The sequence below is a fragment of the Rhodococcus sp. NPDC058639 genome (genome assembly GCF_042717545.1).
In the GTDB taxonomy this organism is placed as follows: Bacteria; Actinomycetota; Actinomycetes; order Mycobacteriales; family Mycobacteriaceae; genus Rhodococcus.
Genome location: NZ_JBHXRF010000001.1, coordinates 605933 through 614128, shown reverse-complemented (window position 1 = coordinate 614128; position 8196 = coordinate 605933). Strand labels below are relative to the sequence as shown.

The 8196-nt window shown below is 65.7% G+C and carries 10 protein-coding genes; 6 read left to right on the top strand and 4 right to left on the bottom strand.

The genetic code is table 11. The features are described from left to right. The 5 genes from ACFWU2_RS02940 to ACFWU2_RS02920 all read left to right on the top strand — a co-directional run. A partial coding sequence (locus ACFWU2_RS02940; RefSeq protein WP_378600116.1) for a hypothetical protein occupies positions 1–297 on the top strand: 297 nt, incomplete at its 5' end. Positions 298–301: 4 nt separating this feature from the next. After that, positions 302–1513 (top strand): amidohydrolase family protein, encoded by a 1212-nt coding sequence (locus ACFWU2_RS02935; protein ID WP_378600111.1) that lies wholly within the window; start codon positions 302–304, stop codon positions 1511–1513. Continuing rightward, the gene (locus tag ACFWU2_RS02930; protein ID WP_378600105.1) at positions 1500–1916 is read left to right on the top strand and encodes a nuclear transport factor 2 family protein; all 417 of its coding nucleotides are present in this window, start codon (positions 1500–1502) and stop codon (positions 1914–1916) included. Before ACFWU2_RS02935 ends, ACFWU2_RS02930 begins: the two co-directional genes overlap by 14 nt. After that, positions 1913–3001, top strand: a complete 1089-nt coding sequence (locus ACFWU2_RS02925) for an acyl-CoA dehydrogenase family protein (RefSeq protein WP_378600101.1) — start codon at positions 1913–1915, stop codon at positions 2999–3001. Before ACFWU2_RS02930 ends, ACFWU2_RS02925 begins: the two co-directional genes overlap by 4 nt. Beyond that, a complete protein-coding gene (locus ACFWU2_RS02920) occupies positions 2998–3816 on the top strand; it encodes an acyl-CoA dehydrogenase family protein (RefSeq protein ID WP_378600096.1) in 819 nt (272 codons plus the stop codon). Before ACFWU2_RS02925 ends, ACFWU2_RS02920 begins: the two co-directional genes overlap by 4 nt. A 32-nt stretch (positions 3817–3848) precedes the next feature. Here ACFWU2_RS02920 and ACFWU2_RS02915 read toward each other — a convergent pair whose 3' ends face one another. Next, a complete protein-coding gene (locus tag ACFWU2_RS02915) occupies positions 3849–4280 on the bottom strand; it encodes a nuclear transport factor 2 family protein (protein WP_378600091.1) in 432 nt (143 codons plus the stop codon). Between the two features lie 84 nt (positions 4281–4364). On the opposite strand from ACFWU2_RS02915, the gene ACFWU2_RS02910 reads away from it, so the two are divergent. Beyond that, positions 4365–5132 carry an SDR family NAD(P)-dependent oxidoreductase gene (locus ACFWU2_RS02910; RefSeq protein WP_378600086.1) on the top strand — a complete coding sequence of 256 codons (768 nt, stop codon included), beginning with the start codon at positions 4365–4367 and terminating at the stop codon, positions 5130–5132. A 62-nt stretch (positions 5133–5194) separates the two neighbouring features. Here the strand turns inward: ACFWU2_RS02910 and ACFWU2_RS02905 are convergent, their stop codons facing one another. From ACFWU2_RS02905 to ACFWU2_RS02895, 3 genes are read right to left on the bottom strand one after another with little or no spacing between them, the layout of a single operon-like run. After that, on the bottom strand, positions 5195–5977 hold the full coding sequence (locus ACFWU2_RS02905; RefSeq protein WP_378600081.1) for an enoyl-CoA hydratase: 783 nt from the start codon (positions 5975–5977) through the stop codon (positions 5195–5197). A 10-nt stretch (positions 5978–5987) separates the two neighbouring features. Next, positions 5988–7163 (bottom strand): acyl-CoA dehydrogenase family protein, encoded by a 1176-nt coding sequence (locus ACFWU2_RS02900; protein ID WP_378600075.1) that lies wholly within the window; start codon positions 7161–7163, stop codon positions 5988–5990. Further along, positions 7147–8142: an acyl-CoA dehydrogenase family protein gene (locus tag ACFWU2_RS02895; RefSeq protein ID WP_378600070.1), complete on the bottom strand. Its 996-nt coding sequence runs from the start codon at positions 8140–8142 to the stop codon at positions 7147–7149. The genes ACFWU2_RS02900 and ACFWU2_RS02895 overlap by 17 nt, the downstream gene beginning before the upstream one ends. Positions 8143–8196 lie beyond the last annotated feature (54 nt).

Sequence of the window (8196 nt, the reverse complement as noted above, 5' to 3'; positions counted from 1 at the left end):
CTCGAGCCCTACGCCGACTGGGCCCTGGCCACCGAACCCGAGCGCTACGCCAAGCGCCTCGCCTCGACCATGCCCGAAATGCAGCAGTTCTACGATGCCGCCTTCACACGCCTGGAAGACGCCATCACCTACTGCGACAAGTTCGACCTCGACGACCTGCCCGACGACGCACGCAGCCTCATGCACCTGATGCAGTCGCTGGTCATGGTCTCGTTCCCCATCGAGGTCTGGAAACAGCCCCGCGTCCCCGACAGCGGCGCCGCCTGGGCCACCATCACCAAAGAACCGGTGGTGTGACGGCATGCTGACACTCAAGGCGGCCGGACTACTCGACGTAGACACCGGCGAGATCATCCGACCGGGCATCCTGCGCATCGACGGCGACCGGATCGTCGGTGTCGGCGGCGAACCGGAGGGCGAGGTCATCGACCTCGGAGACCAGATCCTGATGCCGGGCTTGATGGACATGGAAGTCAACCTGCTGATGGGTGGACGCGGCGAGAAGCCCGTCTACTCCACCGTGCAGGACGATCCGCCGCTGCGCATGCTGCGCGCCGTGGGTAACTCGCGTCGCACGCTGCGTGCCGGTTTCACCACCGTCCGCAACCTCGGGTTGTTCGTGAAAACGGGTGGTTACCTGCTCGACGTGGCACTCGGCAAGGCGATCGACGCCGGGTGGGTCGACGGACCGCGCATCGTGCCCGCCGGTCATGCGATCACCCCCACCGGCGGACACCTCGATCCCACCATGTTCGCCGCGTTCGCACCCGGTGTCCTCGAGCTGACGATCGAGGAAGGGATCGCAAACGGCGTCGACGAGGTGCGCAAGGCGGTTCGATACCAGATCAAGCACGGCGCCCAGCTCATCAAGGTCTGCGTGTCCGGCGGCGTGATGTCCCACACGGGTCTTCCCGGCGCACAGCACTATTCGGACGAAGAACTCCGCGCCATCGTCGACGAGGCTCATCGACGCGGACTCAAGGTCGCGTCACACACCCACGGGGCCGACGCCGTCCGTGCGGCTGTGGCCGCAGGTATCGACTGCATCGAGCACGGCTTCCTCATCGACGACGACGCGATCGACCAGATGGTGCAGAACGGCACGTTCCTCGTGCCGACGACGCGACTCACCGACGCGATGGACATCTCGCACGCCCCGGCCGATCTCCAGGCCAAGGCAGCCGAGATGTTCCCCAAGGCACGCACTTCGGTGCTCGCCGCATACAAGGCCGGCGTGAAGATCGCGGTCGGCACCGATGCACCTGCCATACCGCACGGCAAGAACGCCGACGAACTCGTCGCACTCGTAGACCGTGGCATGCCGCCGCTGGCCGTCATCCAGGCGGCGACCATCAATGCGGCCGAACTCATCGACGTGGACGACCGCGGCCGTCTCGCCGAGGGCCTGCTCGCCGACATCATCGCCGTTCCGGGCGATCCCACCGAAGACATCACCGTCACCCAGAACGTGCGGTTCGTGATGAAAGGCGGAAAGGTCTATGTCAACAACTGACGACCTGGTCGAGATCAACCAGCTTCTCGCGCGTTACGCGGTGAACATGACCAAGGGCGACGTCGACGGCGTCGTATCCGTCTTCACCCCCGACGGCACCTACAGTGCGTTCGGTGACGCGTTCCCCCTCGATCAGTTCCCCGAACTGGTCGCGGCGGCCCCGAAGGGCCTGTTCATGACCGGCACGGCGCTGGTGGACCTCAAGGGCGACACCGCCACGGGCACACAGCCCCTGTGCTTCGTCGATCACGCGACCCACGACATGCGGATCGGGTACTACAACGACACCTACGTCCGCACGGAGGACGGGTGGCGGCTCAGGACCCGGGCGATGACGTTCATGCGTCGCAGTGGTGCACACGATTCGGGCATTCCGCACGCATTCGAGCGGCCCTCGGCATGAACGTGACCGAGTTCAGGGACGCCGTACGCGCCTGGCTCGACGAGAACGACCTCCGGCCCGGCCCAGATCATTCGTTCGACGCACAGGTCGAACAGCTGGGCCGGGTCCGGCGTGCGTTGTACGACGCCGGCTGGATGCGTTACGGATGGCCCGAGGCAGTCGGTGGCCTCGGCGGCGACGCGATGTTGCGGGCAGTGCTCGGCGAGGAGGTCGCGACCCGCGACCTCGCCGAACCCGGCATCTATTCGATGATCGAAGTGCTTGCACCCACGATGATCTCGTACGCCCGGCCGGAGCTTGCGGCCGAGATGGTTCCGAAACTGCTCCGCGGCGAGGAACAGTGGTGCCAAGGGTTCTCGGAGCCGGGCTCCGGGAGTGACCTCGCGTCGCTGTCCACGCGAGCGGTGCAGCGCGGCGACGAGTGGGTCATCAACGGCCAGAAGGTGTGGACCAGTCTCGCGCAGTTCTCCTCCCGGTGTGTCCTGCTCACGCGGACCGCGCCCGGGCACGGCGGCATCACCGCGTTCTTCGTCGACATGGACACCCCGGGGATCACTGTGCGTCCGCTGCGGACCATGCACGGGGTCGACGAGTTCGCGGAGGTGTACTTCGACGACGTCGTCGTCCCCGCCGACCGCATGCTCGGCAACCCGGGTGACGGGTGGAAGCTCGCGATGGATCTGCTTCCGCACGAGCGGTCCACGTGCTTCTGGCATCGGATCGCATACCTGTTCACCCGGCTGGATCGGCTGGTCCAGGAGACGGACTCGGCGTCCGACGACGAACTCGGCGCCGCATATCTCGCGCTGCACACCGTGCGGAGCCGGTCGTACACGACGCAGCAGCGCCTCGCGTCGGGCGCACCGCTGGGTCCGGAGACCTCGGTCGACAAGGTCCTTCTCGCGACCGCGGAGCAGCAGTTGTTCGACACCGCCCGCGACCTGCTCCCCGGTGTGATCGAACTGTCGGACGTGGAGTGGCGCACCGAATTCCTGTATTCGCGCGCAGCAACCATCTACGGCGGTACCGCTGAAATCCAGCGGAACATCATCGCGCGACGGCTGCTCGGATTGGGGACCGAATGACGACGTACAAGACCGCCCAGGCGAATGCGGCGGCGCCGGATCCCGAACTGGGCCTCCTGGCTGATGCGCTGCGGAAGACCATGGCGACCACCACCGGTGCCGCGCTCGATGCGGCACTCGTGGAACTCGGCTGGCCGGAGATGCTCGCCGAGATGCCGGAAGCAGCAATTCCTCTCGTATTCGGGCTACTCGGGGAAACGGGTGCGCATGCACCCGTCATCAACGATGTCGTACTCGCGGAGGCAGGATCCGACATCGGTGCCACCGTGCCGTTGCCCTACACCGGCGGCCGGTGGATCGAGTGGTCCCGCCACGACCGGGATACCGAGGCTCTCGACGCCGAACTTCCCGTCTCCGTGGTCGGTTCCGGAAGCGCGGTACCGGTGTCCGCCGGTCGACGGGCGCTCGGCTGGTGGCTGGTCGGTACGAGCCGGGCAATGCTGGACCTGGCCCGCACTCACGCGCTCGACCGCACCCAGTTCGGCAAGCCCATCGCGGGTTTCCAGGCGGTGCGGCATCGGCTCGCGGAAACCTTCGTCGCCATCGAGGGCGCCGAGGCCACGCTGCATGCGGCCACCGACGACCTGGGCTCACTGCTCGCGAAAGCCGCGGCCGGCCGGGCCGCGATCCTCACCGCGCGTCATTGCCAGCAGGTCCTCGGCGGTATCGGATTCACCGCCGAGCACGACCTGCACCGGCATGTCCGGCGCGCGCTCGTGCTCGACGGTCTGCTCGGCAGTTCCCGGGAGCTGACCCGGGAGGCCGGCGCGATCATCCGCGCCGGTGGGTCAGCGCCCCGTCTCGTCAACCTCTGAAGCACCCACCGACATTCCGGTCCGGCGAGGAGTCATGCCTTCGCCGGATCGGGATGGTTGGAGAACCACAGACTTTCCTCGGTGAGCCGGCAACTCTTCCATCCGTCGTCGGTACGGACGACCTCGTGGTGGTAATTCCCTCCGCAGTAGGTCAATTCACTCATCCCGGGAATCCGCATGGGGTTGTAGAACATCGCGCGTACCCGTGCCCTGTCGCCGTCGAGATCGACCTCGATATTGGTGACGAAGTGTTGTGTCATCGGCATCTGATCCAGCGCCTTCTGCAAGAGCGCGAGTACGTCGTCCCGCGGTCCGGGCGGATATCCCACGGAGCTGTAGTCGAGGTGCGCGTCCTCGGTGAAGACCGAAGCCATACGCTCCCAGTCCTTCGTGTCCACCGCCGTGGCATAGCGGTAGATCAGTTCTGCGATTTCGTGCTTGTCACACAATTCCTGCGGTGTCATTGCGGTCTCCTCAAGTCTCGGAATTCAATTCTGTCAGATGAGAACATGCTTTCCTAGGGCAGTTTTTTCAGGCATGATCCATATATGTCACAACTCGATTCTCTTCATGATCTGAGCGGGAAAACCGCTGTCGTCACGGGTGGTTCGCGCGGGATCGGCAGGGCCATCGCCCAGATCCTTGCCGAAGCCGGCGCCGACGTCGTCATCGCCTCCCGCAAACTGGACAACTGTGTCACCGCCGCCGAGGAGATCGCGGAGACGACGGGGAGAAAGCCCCTGCCCGTCGCCTGCCACGTCGGCCGCTGGGACGACTGTAACGACCTCGTCGACACCACCCTCGAACACTTCGGGCGGCTCGACATCCTCGTCAACAACGCCGGCATGTCCCCGTTGTACGAGAACCTCGAGTCCATCACCGAAGACCTCTACGACAAGACGTTCGGTGTCAACCTGAAAGGCCCGTTCCGACTTGCTGTTCGGGCCGGGGCATACATGGCCGATCACGACGGTGGGTCGATCATCAATGTCGGTACCGCGGGGTCGCTGGTCGCCAGCGTGCGGGAACTGCCGTACGCATGCGCGAAGGCCGGTCTCAACGCGCTGACCGTCGGTCTCGCGGAGGCGTACGCCCCGAAGGTGCGAGTCAACGCGATCCTGCCTGGTCCGTTCCGCACCGACCTGTCGAAGGCGTGGGCGCCCGCCGAGGACGAGGACGCACCGTTCGTCCCGCTGCGCCGCATGGGCCGGCCCGAGGAAATCGCCCCGCTCGCACTGCATCTCGCCAGCGATGCCTCCAGTTTCACCACCGGCGCGATCATCCGGGTGGACGGCGGCGTCACCCGCAAGGTCTGACCACGACCACGACGAAGGGCGCCCCTCCGGGTCGGAGGGGCGCCCTCGGGGTGTCGTGGGCTCTACTTGATGTTCTGCTTCATCTCGTCGAGTTTCATCAGCACCGGCCAGCCACCGACACTGAGCGCGTTGCCGTGCCCGGTCTGGTGGATGTCGAACACCGACTGGATGGCTGCGTAGAAGCCCTGCACGTCGAGGGTCTGATTGACGGCCCGCTTCGCCTGCCGCAGACCGAACGGCGGCATCTGGGCGATCTGCTCGGCGAGTTCACGAACCTCGGCATCGAGACGATCCCGGGGCACGACCTTGTTGACCATCCCGGTCTTCTCCGCCTCCTCCGCGGTGACCGGGCGGCCGGTGAACAGAATCTCCTTGGCCTTGCGCGGACCGAGTTCCCACGTGTGGCCGTGGTATTCGACACCGCCGATGCCCATCATCACCACCGGGTCGGAGAACGAGGCGTCCTCCGACGCGACGATGAGATCGCACGGCCAGCACAACAAGAGGCCACCCGCGATGCACCTGCCCTGGACCGCGGCAATGGACGGCTTGGGAATGTTCCGCCACCGCATCGAGTATTCGAGGTACCGGCGGGACTCGGTCGAGTAGATCATCTCGAGCGTGATCTTGTCGGGCACCGGGCCACCGCCACGCATGTCGTGGCCCGCCGAGAAGTGCTTACCCTCCGCCCGCAGGACGATCACCGACACATCGGGATCGTCGCCGGCTTTCCGCCATGCTTCGTCGAGTTCGTCGAGCAGAGCGGCATTCTGGGCGTTCGCGGCGTCGGGCCGGTTGAGCGTGATCGTCGCGATCTTGTCCTCGACCTCGTACAGGATGTACATGTCGGGCTCCTCATCCACGGGGAAGGCCGAGCACCCGCTCGGCGATGATGTTCCTCTGAATTTCCGAAGTGCCGCCCGCGATGGTGCCGGCGAAACTCCGGACGAAACGTTCGAACCAACTGGACGAGAAGTTGTCGAGATTCCACGGTACGTACGCCGACGTGGTGGCGGGATGAACGAGCCCTTCCGCACCGGCGGCGTCGAGCGCGTACTCGGCACCGTTCTGCACAGCTTCGGAACCGAGCAGTTTGAGTACCGACAATGCCGGTACATCCTGGTTCCCGCGCGACTCGCGTACCAGCGCAGCAGAACCGAGAAGTTTCAGTGCCTGATGGTCCATGATGAGACTGGCGAACCGGTCGCGATCGAGCACCGTCTGCGGGCGGAAATCCTCGACGAGGTCCTGCAACCGATCCGAGAAGCTGAGCCACAGCAGCGTCCGCTCGTGGCCGAGCGAGCCGTTGGCGACCTTCCAGCCGCCGTTCAGCTCTCCGATGAGGTTCTCCGCGGGCACCCGGACGTCGGTGAAGAACACCTCGTTGAAGTCCCGATCGTCGCCGTCCGCGATCGAGGGGAACGGGCGCCGCACGACACCCGGGGTGTCGGTGGGGATGAGCAGAACGCTGATGCCCTTGTGCTTGGGCGCATCCGGGTCGGTGCGCACGAACGTCAGCAGGACGTCGGCGTCGTGCGCGCCGGAGGTCCACACCTTCTGTCCGTTGACGACGAAGTGGTCACCGTCGAGCACAGCACGGGTGCGCAGCGAGGCGAGGTCGGAGCCGGCGCCGGGTTCGCTCATACCGAGGGCCGCAGTGATTTCGGCGCGCAGGATGGGAATCGCCCAGTTCTTCTTCTGCTCTTCCGATCCGAACGACAGCAGCGACGCCGCGATGATCCCGAGGCCCTGCGGGTTGAAGCTGTGATAGATCCGCCGCTTCGACAACTCTTCGAGGTGTACGTACTGCTGCAGAATCGTTGCGTTCCGGCCACCGAACTCCGGCGGGTTGGCCGGCAGCAGCCATCCGTGGTCGAACTGTGTGCGCTGCCACCGTCGAGCCCACTCCGGAACGTCCGCACTCGAGTGGGCGCGCTCGGCGGCCTCCGACTCGTCGGGAAGGTTGTCTTCGAGGAACGCCACGAACTCGGCGCGGAACTCCTCGACGTCGGAATCAAACGAAAGTTGCACGGTACTCCTCGGCGATCAGCGCCCGGTGCTCCGACGCGGACCCGAGCATGTGCTCGGCTGCGCGAGCGCGCTTGAGCGCGAACTGAAGGTCGTTCTCCCAGGTGAAGCCCATCGCACCGAACAGCTGTAGGCCGTTTCGGAAGACGAGGGATTGGCATTCGCCCGCGGAAGCTTTCGCCATGGAGGCAGCCAGCCTGCGACGGGGATCGTTCTCGGCGACGGTGAGCGCCGCGAAGTACGCCAGTGCCCGGGCACGCTGGATTGCGACGTGCATGTCGGTCGCCCGGTGCTTGACCGCCTGGAACGACCCGATCGGCACACCGAACTGCTGGCGGTTGCGCACGTGATCGAGCGCGAGGTCCAGAACGCGTTGGCACGCACCGACTGTGGTCAGCGCAAGACCGGTGAGCGCGATATGGCGCGCCCTCTCGACATCGGTCCCGGTCCGGGGTTCGCCCTCGACCCGCACACCGTCGAAGGACAGATCAGCGACGTGGAGGACGGGATCGAAGACCGGACTGCGTCGCGCCGCGACCTTGTCGGCGCCGACGGTGAAGACGCCGGCCTCGGTGACGACGGCGAGTTGCTCGGCCCTGTCACCGTCGAGCACGCGCAGTGCCGTCCCGTGGAGGACCCAGCCCGCCGAGTCGCGATACGCCTTCACGCCCTCGTAGATCGCGGCCCCGGCACGATCGGGTCCGGTCACCCCCGCGAGCGGCGCGAACTGTGTCGTCGTCGCCAGGAACGGAGTGGGGTCGGTTGCCCGTCCGAGTTCCTCGACGACGATGGCGAGTTCGACCGCCGCCTCGGGATCGGCGAGTTCGGTCCATCCCATCCCTACGTAGGTCTTCCACAGGGGTGCCGGATCGGCACCGCTGTCGACTACGGCACGTACGAGAGTGGGTGGACATTCCTTCGCCGTCACTTCACGGACGGTTTTCTGCCACAACTGCTGATCGGAGTCGAACTCGAAGAGCATTCCGGCATGCCTCCTTGCCAGTGCTGCAAATGCACAATAGAGGTGAGAATAACA